The organism is Sphingobacterium puteale (genome assembly GCF_003627955.1).
GTDB classification, from domain to species: Bacteria; Bacteroidota; Bacteroidia; order Sphingobacteriales; family Sphingobacteriaceae; genus Sphingobacterium; species Sphingobacterium puteale.
In genome coordinates this window covers 101,523-124,949 of sequence record NZ_RBWS01000010.1, presented here as the reverse complement: position 1 = coordinate 124,949, position 23,427 = coordinate 101,523, and the positions used below count along the sequence as shown (strand labels likewise).

The 23,427-nt window shown below is 41.7% G+C and carries 14 protein-coding genes; 2 read left to right on the top strand and 12 right to left on the bottom strand.

Annotated features, from left to right (window positions below):
* Positions 1-13: 13 nt before the first annotated feature.
* From D7322_RS14505 to D7322_RS14490, 4 genes are all read right to left on the bottom strand, one after another.
* A complete protein-coding gene (locus D7322_RS14505; protein WP_245971347.1) occupies positions 14-1,195 on the bottom strand; it encodes a DUF4959 domain-containing protein in 1,182 nt (393 codons plus the stop codon).
* Positions 1,196-1,254: 59 nt separating this feature from the next.
* On the bottom strand, positions 1,255-3,192 hold the full coding sequence (locus D7322_RS14500; protein WP_121125003.1) for a RagB/SusD family nutrient uptake outer membrane protein: 1,938 nt from the start codon (positions 3,190-3,192) through the stop codon (positions 1,255-1,257).
* A gap of 25 nt (positions 3,193-3,217) precedes the next feature.
* Complete coding sequence (locus tag D7322_RS14495; protein ID WP_394342595.1) at positions 3,218-6,451, bottom strand: SusC/RagA family TonB-linked outer membrane protein; 3,234 nt, start codon at positions 6,449-6,451, stop codon at positions 3,218-3,220.
* A gap of 283 nt (positions 6,452-6,734) precedes the next feature.
* Positions 6,735-7,040: a hypothetical protein gene (locus D7322_RS14490; protein ID WP_147430426.1), complete on the bottom strand. Its 306-nt coding sequence runs from the start codon at positions 7,038-7,040 to the stop codon at positions 6,735-6,737.
* 163 nt (positions 7,041-7,203) lie between these two features.
* Between D7322_RS14490 and D7322_RS14485 the strand changes: the two genes are divergently transcribed.
* Complete coding sequence (locus tag D7322_RS14485; protein WP_121125000.1) at positions 7,204-7,830, top strand: DKNYY domain-containing protein; 627 nt, start codon at positions 7,204-7,206, stop codon at positions 7,828-7,830.
* Between the two features lies 1 nt (position 7,831).
* Here D7322_RS14485 and D7322_RS14480 read toward each other — a convergent pair whose 3' ends face one another.
* Together D7322_RS14480 and D7322_RS14475 are read right to left on the bottom strand one after the other, a co-directional pair.
* Positions 7,832-8,926, bottom strand: coding sequence for a hypothetical protein (locus D7322_RS14480; RefSeq protein ID WP_121124999.1), 1,095 nt, complete (start codon positions 8,924-8,926; stop codon positions 7,832-7,834).
* A gap of 15 nt (positions 8,927-8,941) precedes the next feature.
* The gene (locus D7322_RS14475) at positions 8,942-9,754 is read right to left on the bottom strand and encodes an RNA polymerase sigma factor sigma-70 region 4 domain-containing protein (RefSeq protein ID WP_121124998.1); all 813 of its coding nucleotides are present in this window, start codon (positions 9,752-9,754) and stop codon (positions 8,942-8,944) included.
* 2,232 nt (positions 9,755-11,986) lie between these two features.
* Between D7322_RS14475 and D7322_RS14470 the strand changes: the two genes are divergently transcribed.
* Positions 11,987-12,490 carry a helix-turn-helix domain-containing protein gene (locus D7322_RS14470; protein ID WP_121124997.1) on the top strand — a complete coding sequence of 168 codons (504 nt, stop codon included), beginning with the start codon at positions 11,987-11,989 and terminating at the stop codon, positions 12,488-12,490.
* A 375-nt stretch (positions 12,491-12,865) separates the two neighbouring features.
* Here the strand turns inward: D7322_RS14470 and D7322_RS14465 are convergent, their stop codons facing one another.
* The 6 genes from D7322_RS14465 to D7322_RS14440 form a co-directional block, all read right to left on the bottom strand.
* Positions 12,866-14,329 carry a polysaccharide lyase 6 family protein gene (locus D7322_RS14465; RefSeq protein WP_121124996.1) on the bottom strand — a complete coding sequence of 488 codons (1,464 nt, stop codon included), beginning with the start codon at positions 14,327-14,329 and terminating at the stop codon, positions 12,866-12,868.
* A gap of 27 nt (positions 14,330-14,356) precedes the next feature.
* Positions 14,357-15,124, bottom strand: coding sequence for a hypothetical protein (locus D7322_RS14460; RefSeq protein WP_121124995.1), 768 nt, complete (start codon positions 15,122-15,124; stop codon positions 14,357-14,359).
* Between the two features lie 24 nt (positions 15,125-15,148).
* The gene (locus tag D7322_RS14455; RefSeq protein ID WP_121124994.1) at positions 15,149-16,693 is read right to left on the bottom strand and encodes a RagB/SusD family nutrient uptake outer membrane protein; all 1,545 of its coding nucleotides are present in this window, start codon (positions 16,691-16,693) and stop codon (positions 15,149-15,151) included.
* A 12-nt stretch (positions 16,694-16,705) separates the two neighbouring features.
* On the bottom strand, positions 16,706-19,804 hold the full coding sequence (locus D7322_RS14450; RefSeq protein WP_121124993.1) for a SusC/RagA family TonB-linked outer membrane protein: 3,099 nt from the start codon (positions 19,802-19,804) through the stop codon (positions 16,706-16,708).
* 273 nt (positions 19,805-20,077) lie between these two features.
* Positions 20,078-22,213, bottom strand: a complete 2,136-nt coding sequence (locus tag D7322_RS14445; RefSeq protein ID WP_121124992.1) for a glycoside hydrolase family 31 protein — start codon at positions 22,211-22,213, stop codon at positions 20,078-20,080.
* 5 nt (positions 22,214-22,218) lie between these two features.
* Positions 22,219-23,355, bottom strand: a complete 1,137-nt coding sequence (locus D7322_RS14440) for a glycoside hydrolase family 88/105 protein (protein ID WP_220700079.1) — start codon at positions 23,353-23,355, stop codon at positions 22,219-22,221.
* Positions 23,356-23,427: the final 72 nt, after the last annotated feature.

Below are 23,427 nucleotides of genomic sequence, written 5' to 3'. Positions count from 1 at the left end.
TTTATAAATCTCATTATTCAGGTGTCCCATAAGGTGTTACTTCCATCAAATGCGCACCGGCTTCCCTTCCCCAGACGGTTGACACGGCTATTCGTAAATACTTCACTGGAGGAGCGCCAAATGGCACTCTAAAACTTACCCCTTGCTTGACAAAATCTTCATCTGCCGCGGTAGAATTGGCCGGCGCATTTCCGGATGGTGGATCAGGAAAAACAAAATTGCCCAAATTTACCCAATTGCCAATGACCGTACCTTCATCTGCCCTTACGGGTAACTTCACATTATCCGGTATGGCTGCATTGGTCCCCCATAACGAAAACTCTCTAGGATTGGCATACTTATACGTATACTGCGATCCTGTTCTTTCAAACACCACAAAGCGACTCAGTTTGTATGTTTTTCCTATGTCAAAACTGCAGGAATAAGGAAGAGGCTCACCGAACTTTGTGTGCCACCCGCTACCATCTGCCCGACCATCCCACAGATTCTGCACCTGCCAATTAAAATCTATTGGCGTATCTGTGCTCAAATTCAATGTGCTAAATTTATTCTTATCCACTGCCTCTTCAAACAATGGGGTCAGGGAAGTCTGTAATGTATCTGAAAGGTTTCCCCAACGGTCAGCAACATACACCGCAAATCTGCGTTCAACGGCATTAAATCCAAATACCGAATGATCTATTTTAGTGTTTTTAGTAACAAACTGGTCTTCGATTTCCATTAGACCAGTATTCTTATTGAAACTTAACAAAACGATACTGATCTGCTTGCCCGACGGATTATTGCCTGTAATATTAACTCCGGAAAAATCTGGTGACAACAAAAGTGATGGACGAGTTTCGAGATAAGCGGGTATCTTCGGATTTACGGTAACAGTAACAGGATCTGACATCACATTAGCTCTAGTTACGGTGTATAACGTAACCTCATAAGGTTTTTCTTTTGCAAACCCTTCCACAACCACTGTATCTTTATAATAAGAAGACTTAGTTTCCCTAACGAGATTGTCGTTCACCCTATATTTAGCTAACACATATAATATGTTTGGCGAATTGGGTAGATTATAGGTAATATTGGCTCCGCCTGTAAAGTTATCAACCTTAACATTACTAACAGGCAAAGGCTTGCTCGTATCCTCCGAAATAACAACGTTAAAGCCGTTGTTTTTCTTACAGCCGCTTATAATAGATACCATTATAAGGAGAAATAAAGGGAGAGTATATTTTTTTATATTTATCATAACTAAGTTTACTATTACCACAAAGGATTCTGAACCAGATTATTATTTACAGGAAAATTATCCGAATTAATTGGCCACAAATAGTTCTTCGTACTAAATACCGGAACGAATAAGGTCAATGGTCGGTAATAATTGACGGATTGCTCATTATATATATTCCAGCCTTGTATAGGCTTACTCATAACGCCCTGCAATTCCTTCCAGCGACGCAAATCCCATCCTGGCACACATTCAAAGGCAAGTTCGATTCTTCGTTCCTGATGAATGATCTGACGTAGGCCAGATTGTGTTGTATATTTTGATGGGTTAGTAGACAAGGCGGGCGTATACGCGTCCTCGATAGCAGGTATATTGGCTCTGGCCCTGACAATATCAATGTAAGGCAATACTTCACTATAGTTTTTACCCTGTTCATTTAGCGCCTCTGCATACATCAAATAGAGATCGGAAAGCCGCATCAACGGAAAATGAAAATTTTCATAAGTCATCTGGGTACCATACACCGTCAGATAATTCACCAACTTTTTGACCCAATACCCAGTGATATTGGTATGTGATTGATCTTTAGGTCCGGCATAACTTGTCGTTCCTTTCGCCTGCACATAAAATGCATTTGTAGGATTATTTAATTCACCATTTCCATACCATACACCGCCATCAAAAGCTATCGCAGCATAGAACCGAGGCTCACGCTTGAAATGGGCTGCGACAGTTTCATAACCATTGTGTACATGATATTGATCGGTAGCTGTTGCTGTTTTCAGGGCATACCTATTCCTATAATCCCAAGTTTTGTCTTCCTCAATTGGGAGTCCATTCGCTGTATAAAATAGCTCCTGCTGAGCAATCGGAACAGAAAGCGTGCCTTGAGCACTACTTAAATTGGTCGCTGAAGCAGCAGATAGACGTGGCATAAAACGTTCTTGTAGGCCAAACCCAAAGACAGGATTCAAGCCCCATATTAATTCAGTGTTCAATTCCCATTTTTCAGTAATGGCAGTTTGCATGGTCAAAACATCCTTTAATTCTTTTGGAAGATTTGCGGGCATCGCTGCTGTTGGTGTGAACGTGTGCAAACGCAGACCATTGGCAAGGCAAGCATTGAGCGCTTCGGAACAAGCTTGGGCCGCACGGTCCCATTTGGTGTTATCTTTTGCCTGATTAAACAGAGGTTGTCCGTCTTTATTGCTAAAGCCAATGTAATCAGGATTTCCATTAAATAATGGACTAGCAGCAGTTGTTAAAATCTGTGCTTTGACGGAAAGTGCTATAAGTCCTGTGATCCGCCCCAATTCCAGTTGTGGATTCTGGATCTGAATAGGCAGGTTTGGAATAGCTTCATCAATTAAACGCACCATGTAGTTCACGACCGAATCTACTGGTGCCCGTTTCACTTTAACGTCTTCGATCGAACTATTTATTGGAAGGTTGACATCAATAATAGGAATAGGCCCATACATTCTAAACAGGTAGAAATGATAATAAGCTTTCAGAAACTTCGTTTCCGCAATCCATCTTTTCTTTTCCGATTCACCGAGGTCTATGGGCTTATCAATGTTCTCAAGCATCGTGTTGCAACGTCTTATTGCTTTAAAAATAGCTTGTCCTCCCTCGGTGCCATCCCAATAATTCAGTCCTGGTTTTCCCGCATTCTGCGTACCTCTCATGATATTAAACCCTACGGGATTAAGTCCTTGATTGTCATTTATTTCATTGGGCGCAGGATAGATTATCTCCCCGGAAGTAGAAAAACCAGCGTCTAGCCAAGGCGTATTCATCTGTTGTAGCGTTGAGTAGCAGGTGAATAGATAATTTTCAGCCTCGTTACGATTTCTAAAAGCGTAATCTATTGTACCGACATTGTCCGGTGTAACATTCAGGTACTTCTTACATGACACAGTCGAGATAATCAGGACAGCCATGTATAAAAATTTTGAATATGATGTCTTCATGTGTTGATTCATTATAATAAAAGATTTATATACCCAGGTTAATACCGAGGTTATACACTTTCTGTAGCGGATAGGCAAATCCATTTCCTCCCAGCTCGGGATCCCACATTTTGAAGGGGCTCCAGGTCAATAGATTCAGTCCACTAAAATAGATACGCAAATTCCTGACTTTAATCCTGTTAAGTAATTTTATTGGGAATCTATAGCCAAACTCTAAGGATTTCATACGGATAAAACTACCGTCACGCAGCCACCATGTGCTATTTTGGCGGTTATTTTCTATCTCCGCACCATTTGTACCCAATCTTGGGTATAAGGCATATAGATTTTGGTTATCTTCAGACCAATGGTCATCTGCATACTGTTGGATCACCTGCGTATTTCCCGGTAACCAGGAGTCAGGACTTTTGATAAATGGACTTGTCCGTGCTGGATCGATAACGAAAGACACCCGTGCCTGTCCCTGAAAAAATACGCTAAGATCAAAATTCTTATATCCTGAGGATAAACCGAAACCATACACGATCTCCGGTACTGTAGGGTTACCGAACCAAGTTTGATCCTTACCATCAACAACGCCATCCCCATTTAAGTCGCGATATTTAATATCACCACCTCTCGGTGCGATTCCATTGCTACTGAAAATTTGAGTCGGTGAATTCTGTGCTTCTGTATCATCGACAAATAAGCGCTCGGCGATATAACCATAATTTCTATTTATCGCCACACCGGTATGCAGTCTATATTTTTCATTGTAATCAGGTTCTTCATACTGGGTATATTTGTTTTTGGCGAAAGTAAAATTTGCAATGGAGGAGATCCAAAGGTCATTGCTAAAGTTGTGTTTTCCGTCCAAGGAGAATTCAATTCCCTGAGACTCCACCTTTCCAATATTTGCGTTTATACCTGCCTCTAAACCCATTGTTGTCGGAATGTTAGCACGATCTTGGAGAATATCAGATTTATAGTTTTTATAGACCTCGGTAATCAGCTTAATATTTTTCAGGAAGGTGAGCTCCAATCCCAAATTGATCTGTCTCGAAATTTCCCATGTTACATCTCTATTTTCATAGTTATTGATTGTTACACCATTATGCGAGTAGCCATTATTTATTCCAAAGTATGCAGGATTGCCACCGTTTAAGTTTACATCAGATAGATAGAAAAATCTTCGGTCACTAATTGCATCATTTCCTACCAAACCGTAGCTACCTCTTAGTTTCATTCGGTTGATCACATTGGAAAAATGGCCATAGAACTTTTCATCAGATATAATCCATGATGCCCCCATTGTCGGAAAAAACCCATATCTATGATTTTCCGAGAAGCGTTCAGAACCGTTATAACCGAAGTTGAACTCCAGGAAATACCTACTTTTGTAGGCATAGGTCGCACGTCCGGATAAGCCTAAATTTCGATACGGCAGAGAGGTGAACAAAGTCTTCGCATTCGCATTTAACTGCTGCTGTTGTGTTCCTATCAGCGCTGCACTAATGTTGTGATTTTCATTCAAGTCAGCTGCATAATCCAATACACCCTGTAAATATAAAAATGTATTGAGTGTGCTCTCTCCGGCATAATAATTCAAATACTCCCGCGCCTGGTCCGGTTTATTATTTATCCAGTTCAAAGTATATTGGTTACTGGCTTTATCGTAGGATTTTACATTGTAAAAATAAGGTGCATAAGCCAGTTGGGACTCAAATCGCGCATATCTATTCGTGCTAAATATACTTCTGAAATTCAGACCTTTTGTAATAAAATCCAATTTTTGATTCAGCTCCAATTGGGCCAGCATTCTGGATTCCGAAAATCTTCTGTTACCCCGGAGTAAAGCAGCATAAGGGTTTATGTTCTTTACATCAGTCGATGATGAAGGTAATGTACTCCCATCAGGCAAAACAGTTGCGTCGGTATTATTTCCAAAAAGGATATGCTGTACGCCGGCATTAGCAGCATCGGGTTCATAAAAGGCCGGAAAATCCACTGGGCTAGTATGCATCGCAATATTATAGAGATCGGTAGCAAAAGAGGGATCATTGGTCATCGGTCCTCTATACTCATTAAAATTTCCAGAAAGACGAACAACGAGTTCTGTGCTTTTGGTCAGATCAATATTGACATTGGAACGGAGCTGATAGTTTTTAAAGCTCACGTTGTTATTATTGTTATTTCTGATATCCGTCCTCAAAATTCCGGCATCGTTCGAATATGAACCAGCGATATAATATCGGGCGACGCCGCCTCCGCCAGAAACATTCAGATTAGCCCGCTCGGTACTTGTACGTTTTTTAAACAGCATATCCATCCAGTTTACGGCAGGATAGACGAATGGATTACTCCCTGCCGCTCCCTCCATGGAGGCCTGTGTGTTCATAATTTTGTTGGGCGTATAAAGTGGTACCGCTGACGGGTTTCGCGTCAAGGTCGCTTCATTGTACAACTTCATATAGGTAATCGGATCCGCAAGCTGCAAATTCTTAACAGATTCCGATGCGGAACGTTCTAATCTGACATCTATTTTAGCTCTCCCGCTCTTACCCTCTTTTGTCTTTACAAGAATAACACCATTACCTCCCCGAGCCCCATATAAAGCCGTAGAACTTGCATCTTTCAAAATCGAAAAACTTTCGATATCATCAACCTGTAACCGGGCCAGATCTGAACTCGTCATCTCGACGTTATCAATCAAAATCAAAGGATCTCTTTTATAGCCAAAGGTTGTAACACCGCGGATAAAGAAATTTGAATTATCCTGTCCCGGTTGGCCACTCGGCTGAAATGCAATTACACCAGCTACTTTTCCCGCCAACGCATTGGTCAGATTACTCGCCGGCACCTTTAGATCACTCGGCCTAACGGAAGTCACAGCACCAACAATTGCTTCCCGTCGCTGCTTTTGGCCCATTGCTGTGACAACAACTTCGCCAATTTCGTTACTTGTCGACTTCATCTGTATTGTTACAGTAAGCTGATTGGGACGCACTGTCAAGAGTTGCTGCTGATAACCCACAATAGAAAATTTGAGTACATTTCCATCGGCAACATCCAGTTGAAACCTTCCCTGCGTATCGGTTTTTGTCGCCCCGGTCTTCCCCTCCGTGGCTACAATGCTCACACCGGCAATTCCCGCTCCCAAAGTATCAACAACAGTTCCTGTAAGCTTCCGAAGCTGTGCCTGAGCATATCCTTTATTCATTGCCAAAGCAATGAAAAGTAGGAATAGCCCTGCTTTTTTAATAAAGTTAATAGAATTCACAAACATAGATTAGATGGTTATTATTGGTTATTATATCAGATTTAAAATAGAATAGTGGTTCCCTTAAAACAACTATACTATACTACTCTATACTAGTTATTGATCAAATGTATAAAATGTATTTATTCCGTCCAAATAATTTTTGAAATAAATTGAATAACATAGTGTAATAACTCACTGTATTATAGCTACATTAAAATATATTAAAAAACCAAGAAGCCATTCAACTGCAAATAAGTTAGGCGAAGGAGGGTCGGCGGATCAAAAAAAAGGTAGGCCTAGCCTACCCTTTTGTCAATGAGTGGTGATATTTTAAAGTATGATTGAGCGAATGTGCAGTCTGCCGGGCATCGTCCTGATAGGACGACAGATCCTCACAATTTCGAATGTCTGCCACATCCACTTTCTTTCTTACTTTGCTGATGACCTGATTTAGCTCTGATTTCCAGTTACCCGGATCGCCAAAATCGTCCATCCAATTTTTATTGATAAACTTTTTGTAGTTCAAAAGCAAAATATACAATTCCTCACCACTACCGGCGCGATTGATTGACGTGCGCCAGTTCTCTAATTTTTCTTTAAAACTCATAACCAGCAATATACGAAAAAATATGGACATTCCAAAATCACTTCTTTGAAATGGATGAATATTATTAAAAATTAAGTGACAGAATGATTAAACCTTCGGTGAATTATCTTGGTCATAAAGTAAAGACTCAATATAAATATTATATTATAAAACAGATTAAATTATGGCCTTTATCCACTTAAAAAATATGTTTGTTATTTCCTTTGCATTGCTATGTATAATGGAGAAAAGTATTGCTCAACACATTGGGGACAATAAAAGATCCACGTCTCAGACGACCTTTCGGCACGACAGAGAAAACGATTATGTCAACATAGGCAACCGGATTTTCTACAGGGATAGGATGGTCGAAGATGTTGATGCACGATCTTTCAAAGACCTTGGTAATGCTTATGCAAGAGACAACTGGAATGCCTATTATCGTGGTATCAAGATCAAAGATGTATCGCCACATTCTTTCCAGTCACTTGGTTGGGGGTATGCGAAAGATAGCTGGAATGCCTATTATCGTGGCATTAAGATTAAAGATGTCTCTGCACCCAGCTTTAAAATACTGGATGAAGGATATGCCAAAGACAGTTGGAACGTCTATTATAGAGGCAATCAAATAAAAGATGTATCCGCTCCAAGTTTTGTTCTTCTTGGCGACGGATACAGCAAGGACAGTTGGAAAGTCTATTATTATGGCCAGGAGATAAAAGATGCGACTGCCTTCACATTTAAATATCTGGGTAAAGGGTATGCGAAGGATAGCTGGAATGAATATTATAGAGGAAAAAAATTAGATTGATTTATTCGATAATCATGTTGATGCCTACCATTTTAGCCTTGTATTTAATCTTTTCGATCAGGCCATAGTAGCTCCAGTTTCGCAACAAGAATTCATCACCTTTGGCAATTTCTTCCTTGTTGGATTGGTTGACCAGTAAGAGCGTACCCGCTTGTGCTTTGACGCATAGCTCAATTAACCTGCGGCTATACAGGTGCAGTTTTGTGTCTACATAATTTTTTTCCTTTTCATTGTAATGTTCCAAGCTTTTCATTTTTCGCTTACGTCCACGTCCACCTTTATCAAATGCGGCAGCCTTCTGCAAACGATGCCGTGCTGCTTGAATGGCCATACGGCGGTAAGTAAACTCTTCCTTGTTACCGATCTGAAAGGACTCCTTACCGATGGTCACTGCTATCGGGTGTTCAATAGAAAGCGACGCTTCGGCAATAATGTTATCTTTCAATTCTTGGATCTTTTTGGGAAGTTCCAGGGCCAGCAGTAGAAAGATCTTACCTTTAACAATTTTGATTGCGCTGCTGCAGACTTTAATTTGTCCGACCAATGCACGTTGGAGCAATACCCTTTTATCCGATCGGTCTTTACCGAGGTAGGTCCGAAAAGGTATTTTGAATAGTGTGAATTTAAAATCTCTATTATTCTCATCTTTACTCAAGTTAATTTGTCGACCGGAAAAAGGAATAGGCATGTCTTTTTTATAATTGCGGAGTGATTTTTCACCTTTCCAGTACGAGAGACGATCCGCCTGAAAATATTTGATTAACGCCGTGTTTATCTGTGATAGAATGTCCGTAGGAATTCGTCCCTTAAAATAACTGGACAACAGGCGATACGTTGTATTCATCCGTGAAGTATTCAAGACACCTTCAGGATCTTTTGCCTGATCGGCCAGTTTAATTTTCACATCTTCTTGTAGGTAAATCAGATCTTTGAGATTCTCTTGTACATATTGGTGGGTGATGACCATATTGGCACCACGGAAAACAAGATCCTGCCATTCGAAGAGTTGTTTAAAATACTCTGATCGTTTTTCTTTATCGTCACAATCCACAAAAACCTGTATTTTGCGGGTCAATACCATTGTATCAGCTGCCATATCTTTTTATATTTTTTATGCCGTTTTCTTAGCAGATTTAATTTTTGCATGTGCATTAACAAATAATGTCCGCACCTGTCCCCCATCCAATTGTAAAGCTTCTGAAATCTTGTCAAAGGAATACTGCAATTCATAGCGCATGCGGAAGACCTCCGCCTCCTCTTCGGTCATTTCATCATTTAATTTAAATTCAACAGGTTTAGCCATCAGCTGCATTTTCTCTTCACTATGAATGATGGAACGCAGGTATTCGATTGTTTTCTCTATTTGTAGGCTAACTTCATAATCAGAGATATTCCCCATATAGTAAGCGATACGTTCATAGTTAAAACTATATTTGAGGCAAAGGCGGATAAAGAGCTGTTGATCGCTGTTGAGGTTTGGTAGGATGGCATTGATCTGATCCATTTTCTTTTTCTTTTCCAGTTCCAGCTGTTCGATATAGAGCAGATCGTCTTCGCTTTCCTCTTCCAGTTCATAACCCAGCATAAATTCCTGATAGTCTTCGATGCTGTCGAGGCGGAGTAAGCTTCGGTGAAACCTATTGCGCGATTTCTGATAAAAAGCCTGAATGGCAGACTTCACCTGGGCTTTCAAAAAGTCGAAGATCTCCGTTTCGGAGTGCACATTTTCACGGAACAGCCAAAGCCTTAGAAATGCTTCCTGCGCAATACTTTCGCCCGTACATTCATCATCGGTTGCACGGTGGGCACGAAAAAGGAAATGTTCATAGAATTTTTGGTAGAAAAATTTAAGTCCTTTTTCATGACCATTGTGCAAGTGTTCAATGGCAGTTTTAATGTCCTTGTTTAGTAAAAGTAGTTTCATAATTCGTTTTTATGGTTAGCAGACGAAAAATTACTTACCGCAGCTCCGGCGGAACTTGACGGATTTTATAGAAACCGAAGCCGGGTAAGTGCAAATTGTTATTCGGTTATAAAAACTTATTGGTATTGAGTTGGCGGTATTGGCGCGATGCGTTCCAGTTGTGTATCCCCCATATATCTTGAGATTATTAGCATAGGAAAAAGTGCTTGCATTTGTTTGGAACAAGTTGTGTACACTCTACTTTTTGGGGTCATTAACATCTCTTAGTGTCTGTAAACCAGAATTTTAAAGATTTTACACATCCTACATTTTGAGATCATTAGCATCGATCTCAACGAACAAAACAGGAGAAGAAAGTTGTGTATACCCCACATTTTGAGATCATTAACATCCTACCTCTCAATCTTGAAAAAGCAATTGACGCTGTGTATACCCTGCATTTTGAGATCGTTAACATCTAATTTTATTTATAAACATTAATTTTTTAGCTGTGTATACCCTGCATTTTGAGATCGTTAACATCACTAACTCCTAGTGCTTGAACGACCACCACGCTGTGTATACCCTGTATTTTGATACTATCAACATCTGACCGTTCACGAGGCACCGACTAAAGGCCGCTGTGTATGCCCTGCATTTTGAAATCGTTAACATCCCTACCTCCTAGTATCATAATAATAATCAATAACATAGCGTAGAATGTAACCCAACATTTTATTAAAAAGGGTATTCAGTGAGTCGCCATTGCGCTCACCCTACGGCATAACAAGATGCCTCAATATATAATTTTAAAAACTCTAATATCACCTAAATAAACAGTAGCCCATGTGCTAGTTGCATATATCCCCTACATTTTGAAATCATTAACATCAGCCCCTCAAAACAATTACAAAGCATTGATGTTGCTTATACCCTGCACCTATGAGGTCATCAACGACCGTGGTATCGCAAAACAAATATAATTGTCAATACCCCTACTTTTTGAGATCATCAACATCTTATACTCGCATTGGATCTATATTTTCAATGTTGTGTATACCCTACATTTCGAAATCATTAACATCACAAGCTGAAGAATTGTTGATTACTGTAAATTGTGTGTAGCCTTATTTTAAGATTATCAAAATCTAGGAATTTGACGGTTTCGTTCATGAGCGTGTGTATACCCTACATTTTGAGATCAACAACATCATATTGTTGACTACTACTCTGGCGGGCAGGTTGTGTATACCCTAAATTATGAGATCATTAACATCTCAAGAAGACTTACATAAAGTTCACCCTCATTGTGTATACCTACATTATGGGGTCATTAACATCCGGCCTAGTGAACATCATAAATCAAAATCATGTTATTTAACAGAAAGATCGGGAAAACCGTTGTTTATACCCTACTTTTTGAGGTCATCGACATCTCCTGTATACACCAGTAAAACAGCACAATAGTTGTGTATACCCTACATTTTGAGACAGTTAACATCGCATTTTAAAACGCCTGATATTCACTCGTGCTGTGTATACCCTGCATTTTGAGATCGTTAACATCTCTTTTCGCCAACTTTCAGTTCTTCCGCAGGCTGTGTATACCCAACATTGTGAGATTATAACATCCTCCCTCCTAGTATCGAAATAACAATCAAGAACATAGTGTAGCATGTAACCCAACATTTTTAAAAAAAGGGTATTTAGTGAGTCGCCATTGCGCTCACCCTACGGCATAACAAGATGCCTCCTATCATCATCAAACCGATCAGCTAAACAGTCGATCAGCCTATATTTTTATATTCTCCTTTTTCAATACCAATAAGTCAAAGAACACCCCTCACGCAAAATAATTACCTTATTTTTGCGCAAAAACAATTTTTCAATAAACTCAATAAAGAGTCTATTTCAACGATTCAAATAATTTTATTTTTTATTAATCCTATGCTTCGAATGGCAGTTACACGTCAATAATAGGGGTTATCAACATAGGATGCTAGATACGAGTCTATAAAATAGAAATCAATTTTATTCCGGTGACTTTGCGATATTTTTAATGCTTAATTTTCTCATTCATTAGATTTTAGTCGTACAACAATAGTTTAACACCTTACCTCCAAGGTTACCGCTGTCCTTCATATTTAGTTATCGGCTTTCGTTGAAACAAATATAAAAACAAATATTTATTTGCGCAAATAAAATACAAATATTATTATTTTAAAAATGCGCAAATAAGTTTTCCATTTGTATATGGGAGATATCAACGAGCATATACTGGAGGAAATTGGCGAGCAATTGCGCATTCGACGTGAAAAAATATACTACACCCTTAAAGATGTAGCCAATATGACGGGATTAACCACCAATACAATAGCAGCTGCTGAAAAAGGAAAAGGCGCCTCACTGAACAACTTTATCCTGATCTGTCGCGCTTTAAAAATTCAACCACATACCATATTCAAAAAAGAAATAGATTTAACACCACTCTACAATATTCCTCCTGAGTCAAAGCGTCGTATTGAACTGACGAAAGAACTGGATGATCTTGTTTACAATTCCAATTTTTTCGAAATCCCCCGTCGTGTTTCTGATATCATCCAACAGCTGAATGCCAACAAAGAGCAAAGCAATAAATTTTCTGTTTATCTCAGCAGCTACTGTCAGGAAGGTACACTGGAATACGAAAAACATGGAAATTATAAAGAATACCGAAAAAAGAATTCTCCAAAATCTGTCAAAAAGTATAGTAACTGATTGGTTTCGCACAGTAAGATTGCGATTCAGTCGCATGGAATATTCACTAAGCCCTATGACTGCTACAAACAAAGCAATGGAACTTTGATTTCCCCACGCGGAAAAATGAAACGAGCGGGTGTTTTTCTCATTTTCCCGGGTAACTGGACGAAAAACCCTCCCGACTAATTGGTGCAGTCGGGAGAGTTTTTCGTCCAGTCGACTGACTGTTTGATTTCCCCACGTGGAAAAACCAAACAGTCATCGGTTTGTTTCATACTTTTAGATGGGGAAAATGCAATGATGCAGCGCGGATTGACAAATCCATCCCGCAAAATCCACCAAGTTAAATTTCCTTGCACAAAGGAAAAAAGTGGGGAAAATGTCTAGGATCATTTAAGGATTAATGACCAAACTATTCCCTAATCCCGTCATAAATCCCGGACCGATATTCTGTGCTTTCAATAAATCCCGATGTTTGCTATCCAATTTCGGAGCTCCAGCATCTGCTGCGGCAGCAAAAGGATAATTACCAACAAAAGCACCCAACACCGGACTGGTACTGGTGGGCTCATAGATTCCGTCAGTTGTCAATGTATATTGTGGATTCTGACGTGTAAATCCAGCCGGAAGCTGCTGACTTGTCGGCACGTCAAATACAATGTTTCCCTGATAAACAAAATTGACCGGTTGATCGGTAAACGTTAAGATGATGGACTGCGCAGATTGAGACACCACATTATTGGCGATATGCCCATCTGTTGGTGGTAAGGTACGGCCATTTCCCCCCTTTCCCGAACCGATATCAAATGACTGTTTACAGTTAATCATGGTATTGGCAACAACTTTCACCCGTTTTACTTGATAGTAACCGCTTAATGGTGAATTAGGTACTCCGTCCATTAAAACCAAGGGTGCTTTTTGTCCTGTTCCCGCCATATTCTGGAAATAATTATTATAAACAATATGATCCTCGCCGATGACACGGATTCCCCCGGCGGCGCTATTACCATTACCGACAAAATAATTTCCATAGACGGCAGAACCGTTTCCATGTCTCAGGCACAACGTCCCCTGACTCTCGTGGAAGAAATTATTGCGAATGGTATCCGCTCCCATTTTGTTTGAGATAATTTCCATCTCACCATTGCAACGCTGAAAGATATTATCCTCGATCGTCGTATATGCATTGGTCATGGACCAGTCACTCGTTCCAATACGAATGGTTTCGCCACCGTTGTTGGGCAGTTCTGCTCGCTCCCCAAAAAAATTATGGTCAATCCGGTGCTTCATGATTTTGTTTGTTCCCCAGACCACCATCGTAGGGCCCTGATGGGATTTTCCTTTGAGATAGCAATGGTCAACACGATGATTAGATCCATTGATCGAAACCCAGCGGTAGTCCGTGGTTGCCGTAGGTGGATTGTAATCCACAATAACACTATTTGTAAACCGGCAATTTGATGAAGATGAGGTGAAATCAACGACATTTTTACCTGATGTATATCCGTTCTGAAAAACCAGCCCACTAACCACAAGCCAATTTCCCGTTATACTAACAGAAGACATACCTTTCAGAATAACTGTACCGGGTTGCTCGGCCATCAGCACGATAGGTTGCTCGCTTGTCCCCCGGGCGGCGAAGGTCAATTCCTGGTCTGTCCATTGCCCCGATTTCATAATCACCGTATCCCCCGGCTGCAGACTTAGGGCCTGCAGATCGGCCGCAGATTGAATGGTATGACATTGCACACAGGCGACACCATTTAATTGCATATTGACCATTGCCGGTTTCTCACAGCTGCTCCCGATCACCAATAGGAGTGAGAGCGAAGCAAATACCATTTTTTTTACGTTCATATTTAAGTTTTATCGAAGGTATTTAATTTACTGTAAGGAAATAAAAGGATAGACAGTGGTGTTTCCCTTTACACCGTAAACATGCACCACACCATTCGTAACCCCATATCCCCCCGATCTATTGGTTGTTTTATTATTAATCTGAATCGGAGCCAGATCACTATTGTTCACCAGCTTTAAATACATGGCTCCCTCCTGATCAAAACCTTTCCCCTCATTCATATAGCCGAGCAGCGATCCTTTACTGGCTACAGTGTTTGCCGGCAATAAAGTTTTTGCCTTCACATTGCTGATGCTCAGATCAGCAAAGTTATATTTGCCTTGCAGGATAAGGTAAAGAAAATAATTCCGTACGTCCTCTTTGTTATAATCTTCCCATTTAGCCGCTGGTTTGGTCAATGGCTTTCCAGTACCATCTATTCCTGTCACGATAGGAAAATCAAAAAAGAGTCCACCCGTTACCTTTTTTGCCTTCGCATCCCAGATCTTAATGGCATCATTGTGCAAAAAAATAAATGTTCGATCTGCTTTTTCCAGTTCATTCAGATCAATACCGGCATATTCCAAACCCATACGCATCCATTTGAAGGCTGTATCTGTTGGATTTTCGGGAGTTCCATAGGAACGGTTTTCTAAAAACTTCTTCGCACTAATGCCTATATTAGGATCCAGCGTTTTATGCTTGTAATCGTAATTTTCCTGCAATTCCATATCAAAAAGGGAACAGCCAGTTGTCAGTAAAGTCAGGAGCATCACTCCGACTTGTATCCACTTGATGTTAAAATTTCTTTTCATAATTTCCTTTTCTAAATTCGCGCATTAATCTGTGTACCCCGGATTTTGAACCAACAAACTATTAGAGTTTAAAACATTTCTATTCAATGGCCAGTAAGCCCGGTTTTGAGGATCCAAGAATCCAGGCATTTCCAGATTTCCCGCATCCTCTTGTCGACGTTTCAAAATAGGATCCATCACTTCTTTGACACGATTTGTTCTCACCAAATCGAACCAGCGCTTGCCTTCTCCAAAGAGTTCCATCTGTCGTTCATTCAAGATCGCAGTTTCCAATCCATAAGCAGTTGCTAATTCAGGTGCGCTCACATCATACACCGGAACTTGAGCACGTTTACGCACAAAATTCAAGTATTTAATGGCCTTTTCCTTATCGCCCCTTGCGTTCAGTGCTTCGGCATACAGTAGATAAATGTCGCTCAGTCGGTACATGGTCAGATAAACAGGAAGCAATTGATTCGTTGCTGGCCAAGGGTCTGCCTTAGTGGGATTGGCTTCTGTGGGATACCATTTAATAAATCGATCCCGTTTATTGCTGGGCATACCAAAATAGACATCCAATGTTTGTTTTGGCCGAATATCGGGACTAGGTGTAGCTGTCGTCTGCGGTAAAAACCAGTTTGTCCAAATTCCTTCATCCACAATTACTTGTTTGTTATTCGCCGTCCAGGAGGTTTGCATACATGCGCAGCCATTCTTTAGATAATCCCAGTGAATACTCCATATGGTCTCTTTACTGGACGATGGGTTTGTAAAGATGGTCTTCCATGTTGCCGCATCCTGTAAATTGGTTTCATTTAAACCAGCATAAGTGACATTGGTCGGCGACTTTGCCAAGAATAATTTCTCCATCCACTTTATCGCATTTTCATGATCTCCCTGCCACATATACACATCGGCCATAATCGCACATATTCCGGCTTCACCGATTGTCCACAAGGGGCTTCTTGCGTCTTTGGTAATCAACGAATAGGCTTTTTCCAGATCTGGAATAATGACGTCTTTTAGGAGTTTTTCTTTCGGTTCACGTGCTCTTTCAGCGGGTTTTTGAACATCCTCGTATGGCTCTAACCAGATCGGTGCGTCACCCCAGACACGAACAATATAAAAGTAAGACATGGCGCGGAGTGCATAACTCTGCGCTAAATAATCGTTTTGCATTGCCGTTGTTATCCGACTGTCCAATTGTGCTGCCTGCGGAATATATTTGATGTTATTATTCGCTCTTCCAATAGTAGTATATAAACCGCTCCAATCTGAAAAATCATTGGAAGGAGTAATACTGTTCAACACTATTTCATCGACATAGTCCTTGGTATAGCTAATAAAGCGATCGAAATTATCGGACCGATATTCTCCCCAATAAAGATATTTCTCGGTATACTGTTCTTTCCCGACCATTTCAAGCTGAAATGCACTATACATGCCGGCCATTGCAGCTTGTACATCGTACATATTTTTGTAATGCTGCTCCAATGTACCGTCGGCCAGTGGCTTTTCATCCAAGAATTTTTTACAGCTACCCAGGCTGCCTAAAAAAAGTAATGCTGCGAAAATTTTTATTTTATACATAATTGTGAGCTTCTAAAAGTTAACATTTACACCGAAACCAAACTCTCTCCTTCGGGGATAACGACCATCATCCTCACCCGGTGTCAACGGATTCGTTGTGCTGAATTCAGGGTCATAACCTCTGTAATTTGTCCAAGTCAATAAATTTGTTCCATAGATATAGGTTGTAATACCCTTCATTTTCAATTTATTGGCCACGGTTGGACTGAAGGTATAAGCTAGACGCGCACTAGCTAAGCGAATAAATGAGGCATCTTCAACGTATAAACTGTTTTGATTGGTCTTCATGTTCCCTCGATTGTTTCTTTCAGGATAGTAGGGATATTTCGCTTCGTCCCCGGGTTTTCTCCATACATTGTAAACCATATCCGGTGATCCAGCTCCGGTATTTGAAGGATAGTTTTGCCGTTGCAACAAAGCATTATACACTTCTCCACCGATTGCACCATTAAAAAGGACATTCAAAGAAAAACGGTTGTAGGTAAAGGTTTGCATAAAACCAAAGTAGAAATCAGGCGTAGGATTACCCAAAATCATACGATCGTCATCATTTATCAAACTATCGCGTTTGTTGTTGAGCCACTCGGCATCTCCCCCTTTCAGCTTTCCGTCCGGAGCATACAGATGATGCACCGTTCCTTCATAATTTTGTCCATCTGATGTATAAACAGGTTTACCGTCGCGGTACAATGGTTTTCCCTGATCGTCAAGTACAAGTGTCAGTTTATCCCAGTTATCGTTATAGGCATTGGATTCATCCCAAGCATATACGCCTAAATTTTTCCACCCATAAAAATTACCGATGCGCCCACCTTCTTCGAGGTACCATTTATTTCCCGGAAAGAAAGGAATACCATCGGCAAGTTTCACAACTTTTCCCCGTTCAAAAGAGATATTTCCGTTGATTTCCCAGCTAAAATTTGATCGAACGATCGGTCGGGCATTAATCACAAACTCCATTCCCCGGGTTCGGATCGATCCCACATTCACCTGTAGTTTGGTGTATCCGGTTTCTTTTGGCAACTCTCTGGGATACAACAAGTCCGTTGTTGTTTTCACATAGTAATCTGCGGTGAAGCCCAATCTTCCATTAAGCAAGGTAAGGTCTAGTCCCACATTATTCTGCGTGGTCATTTCCCATTTGATCAAATAATTACCTAAAGTCGGGGTCATTGAAGCTCCCCCCACACCATTATAATTTCCACCAAATGCGACTTTGGCATAAGATTCGTAATCCCCTATTTTGTCATTTCCGAGTTGACCAAAACTATATCTCAATTTTGCGTCCTGCAACGCTGGCTTGGCCCATTTCATAAAATTTTCGTCGGAAAAACGCCAGGCAGCTGATCCCGAGAAAAAATTTCCCCACTTGTTGCTCGGTCCAAATCTGGACGACCCATCCCTTCTATACGATGCTTGTAGAAGGTAACGACTCTTATAATTATAACCAATTCTGCTGAATAGGGAAGCTGTAGCATTTGCAGTCGCCGATGTATACGTCTTCGATGAGGTCAGATAATCCGGGAATGTGACCAAGACTTCTTCGTTTACACTATTCAAATACTCAGAATGGAAACGATCGAAACGTCTACGGTCGGCGCTGAATCCCAACAAGGCATATACGTTATGGTCCTGCGCGAATGTTTTGTTATAGTTGGCAAATGTCTGGAATTCCCAGGAGAAGGTCTTGGTAAATTCATTCGTCCCACTGTTCTGATCTTTATTGGGCGATAGAAAACGAGGTGAAAAGCCTGTATTTTGCAAGTTATCCAACCGCGCATTAAACAAAGCCGTCAGTTTTAGATCATTCGTCAACTGATAGTCCAATTGGTTATTAAACTGTCCCGAATAAGTTTCGTCAATATTTTGTTCATACAATGCATTGGCGACCGGATTTCGTTTCGATCCAACATAACTCGTCAAGGATCCGTCAGGATAATAGATCAGAGAATAGGCCGGCCTGTCCATGACGACACGTACCGTGTTGGCAATTGGAATGGTATTACCTTTTTGCCAGGCAAAGGAGATATTATTCGCGTATCTCAGTTTCGATGAGGCCTGATACTCCACATTGATCCGCGACTGCAAACGCTTTGCATAGCTATTCAGGATAATGGACTTATCATCCAGATAATTTAAACTGCTGTAATAACGAAGATTTTTTTGGCCACCACCGATACTCAACTTGATCTCTTTCTTTTGCGCAAGATTGCCGAGAAGCAATTTTTGAAGATCATTATCTGCATTAAAGCTTGGATTTAGCGAGTCTATGTTACTATTTTGTCCCTGTATATTTCTAAACTCGCGCACTTCAGCCGAATTGCTCACCGGAATATAATGCGCCAGACGGCCAAACAGGTGGTTATAATTGACATTAATCAGAGGTTTTCCTTCCGCACCACGCTTGGTTGTGATCAAAATAACACCATTTGCTGCGCGCGATCCATAGATTGAGGCAGATGCAGCATCTTTTAATACTTCGATGTTTTCGATATCCGTAGGATTAATATTTGCGCCATCCGGATTGATAACGCCGTCGACCAGATACAAAGGCCCGTTACCACCATTCAACGTTGAGGTTCCCCGCACCTGTATGGATCCTGTTGCCCCAGGAGCACCGCCCCCATCGTTGACGATCAGTACACCGGCAGCTTGTCCTTGAAGGGCATCAAATAGGTTTATGGGCTGTCTTTCTTGGATTTTTTTTGCGTTGACAGAAGATATTGCTCCGGTCAGATCCCGCTTTTTTGCGACGCTACCATAGCCTGTGACTACGATCTCATCCAGGGCATTATCGCTTTCGACCAGCTGTACATCTATCTGTCGCTGACCGCCGATGGCTCGTTCCTCCTCTTTCATACCAACCTGACTAAACACGAGCGTGTTAGTAGGAGCAGCTTCAAGCTGATACTTCCCGGCTGCATCTGTGCTCGTTCCCTGGCTCTTCCCTTTAATACGGACGCTCACCCCTTGAAGTGCATCGCCTTTACTGTTGCTCACTTTGCCTGAAATCCGGATATTCTGCTGGGCAAATAGCGGGAAGCCCATACTGCCCATTATTAAAAATAGGCAGAGTACAAAGCACCCCATTTTTGTGATACTTTTCATCATAAGTTAGATTTTTATTAATTGGTTATTTACTATACGATGGAATTCGGGCCATCATGCTCCCATTTCGTCCCGGCTTCGCTATTGACCGAAGCTAATGACAGACTGACCCTCATTTCCTTATTTGGTTATTGTTTATAATTCGTTATTCCCCAAATATCGGGCACTTCCTCTTGTAAAAGGGGGTAAATTTTGTTCTTTTTAGCAGTAAAAAATGGTCATTTTATCCCAAAAAGCACCCGTTTCCACCATCAGTGACAAGGGGTTTTAATATTCCTATTTTGTCATAAATTCAAATTGAACCCTTCCGATCGTATTTGGTTTTCCTTGCTGCGGTTTGGATATTTCTCCACGCAGACTCCCCTTTCCATTTTTTTTGACCAGAACCCTACGCCAGGCATAGCTTCCTTTTTCATAGTCAAAGCTCACACCGTCATCATCATATATCTGATAGTTTCCCTCCTTCTGCCCATAATGACGGATAGTCAAATCAACTTTTTCATTGGGGAGCGGCATGTGTAAACGACTACCCATCATGGGTATAATACCGCCATCTTTGACGTAGACCGGTATGCGGTCCGTGCCCGGATCGGCAACGATCTCTTCTCCATTGCCCACATATTTCCCTGTATAGAAATCATACCAATTCCCTTTTGGCAACAACACTTTTCGGGATGACTCTCCAGCGAATAAGGGCGCGACAAGTATGTATTCACCACACATATACTGATCCTTGACTTCTCTGTTGACGGCTTCGAGATATGGATTTGTTTCCAGGTCTGGGTTGCCCGGCGCCACCTTCACCTGCCCTTCGAAGCCTTCTTCCAGTACCATCGCCCTGAAAGGAGGTGTACCCTCATAGTGATACTTTGCAAATTCGGAATATAAATACGGCATTAGCTCCATCCGCAATTGTGCATAATATTTCACCTGATCAGCAACTTCGGGAAAAGACCAGGGTTTTGTCCCACTGGACCAAGCATTGATCATGGCCATTGGTGAAAAGATAACGGATTGAAAGCGGCGTAGCCACTCCTGCCCTGTTTTCGACCCTCGCACTTCCGGCGTCCATAGTACACCGCAAAATCCACTATTGACCAATGCCGTTATAAAATCCTGGTGACTGTAATAGTCATTGTAGATGACATAGGGCAAATTATTGGCTCCGGCATTCGATGCACGTACCAGTCCGAAGGTTCGCTTATTCAGACTTCTATACAGGCTATCGGTCAGTTTCTGTGCGAGTACCCCATAGGTCTGCCGCATCTGGATACCACTGATACCCGATGGAAATTTGGCCATATCAGGCCAAAGATAATAATCGTAGCCGTCTACTTCATCCATTTTATAACCGCTGACGCCAATATTGAGCTGGGCATCCATGAATTGTTTAGCGAGGATTTTCTTAGCTTGGGGATGATTCAAATCAGGCACTGTACCATTCCAGACGGTATGGGAACCTGTATAAGGTTCAATAGCCTTGCTGATACCCGCTTCTGGTGAGACATACGGGTTCGTCCAGAGATTTAGACGAATTCCCTTCGTAGCCAATTTCTTGATCAAAGCAGCTGGATCCGGAAAACGCCCTTTGTCCCATTCAAATGTACATGGATAAGCCCGCGACTGCCATCCGGGCTCAAGACCAATGAAATCAAGTGGGAAACCATGTTTTTCAAACTGGTCGGCTTCATTGAGCACCTCTTCGGACGTATAGAGTTTTTGTACCCGCTGTGTAAATCCCAGCCCCCATCGTGGCGGCAATGCACCGCCACCGCAGAATAGATTGTATCGTTTAATTGCGTCGAGGGGATTTATACCTGCAAAAACATAAATTTCCACACCTGCTGCCAGGATATAAATCTCTACCGCATCTGAATAAGGCCGTGAGTTCCAGCTTTTATCGGTATTGCGATCCTTGGCTTCTGCCGGCTCCTTCGCATCTTTACGCACACCTGTACCTATGTAATAGGTCAGATACTGCGCAGAATTAACAAGCACTCCATACCCTTTGGAGGATACATAAAAAGGAACGGGGGCATGCGTACGGCCATTGTCCTTGCCCCCATAGTGGTCCACATGCAGGTTAAGTATCTTGCCGCGTTGGTGAACAGTTTGGAAATTCAGGCCTAATCCATAGATCTGTTCATTTTTTGTCAAGGGCATCCGCACATAGGTTTTCCCGTCAATCAGTTCGGCATGAATTTCCATTTTCGGCAATGGAAAATCAGTTGATTGCAGCTGTTCAAGTGTAGCAGCGCGAGGTTTACTATCGGCAGCACCCAGCAAGGTATATTTCTCGGGCTGACCAAAAGTACCTTTCCATACACCTGGATACTGCTCTTTCCATTGAATAGGCTGCGTCTTTGCCTGCGTACAGATCAACAGCATAAAGATCATCAAGATTCTCTCCATAGCATCTATTTTTTTAACAGCGCATTTACACACCAGAGTATCGGCGCCTGCCCGTGCATGTCACCCGTCTTTTGTTTTCGGTCCAGATAATATTGATAATTATTTTTTCGGTTGGTACCCTCACAGACATTGGCTATATCTCCTTGTTCGTTGATATAGCCAACAAGAGCCAACCAAGCCTTACGTGCGATAGGCGTATACTCACTGGCATCAAGCCAGCCGTTCCGCACGCCGGTAATCAGCGCATAGGTAAACATGGCTGAGCCCGAAGTCTCGGCCCAGGATTCCGGTTTATCGATCAGTTGGCCCCACAGCCCATCCTCCCGTTGATACTTTTTGAGGCTGGCCATCATTTTTTTGTAAGCGGTTAATATCGCCGGTCTATTGGGGTTATCGGCCGGTAAGGAAGACAACAACTCACTCATCCCCGCCGCCATCCAGCCATTCCCCCTTCCCCAAAAGAAGGGCGCATCCGGGGCATGATAGAATAGTCCATTCTCCTTTTGGATGGTATCAAGATAGACGAGCATTTCATGGGCAGCCCGGTCAATGTATTTACGTTCCCCGGTCACCTGAAAAGCTTTTGACTGTACCATGGTGATCATATACATATCATCGATCCAATAGCGGGTCTGCCAGGTCAGTCCCTTGTCCAAGAACTTTTGGTAAGCATCTTTCACCGTTTGAGGTGAATCAATAGGAATACTCCATTGCGCATCGGCAAAACGCATCCCCATCCCGCGAAAAGTTTTGTTTTTTGTCTGCTGGTAAAGTTCAAGGGGAACCGTTCCGAATACCGCATAATCCACATGCCAGGGGCGGGGTACCAGGTGCTTCTCGGTATCAAAAAAAGGCATAAAGCGTTGTTTCAGCTTATCGAGCAGCGCTTTGTCCTGGGAGATTTCCGCAAACTTCAATGCCCCATACCAGGTACATACTTCCGGATAAGTAATAGATTTGGGCGGTGCAGGCGGTTTAAAGCTGTTATGTGGACTTTCGACAAAACGCTGTGCGACCAAACGGCCAATGGTCATGGGATTGGCCTCTTCGGGCCAGCTTTTTAAATTTATGTCCTGTGCCGGAGCATATAGTGCCAAAGACACAACAATACCCGAAAGTATCGACCTCATAAAAGATATCATCAGCTGGGTTTATATTTAGTTATTATACCAAATATCGTTATGCCGCTGCTTTTTCGAGGGGTAATTTTCGGT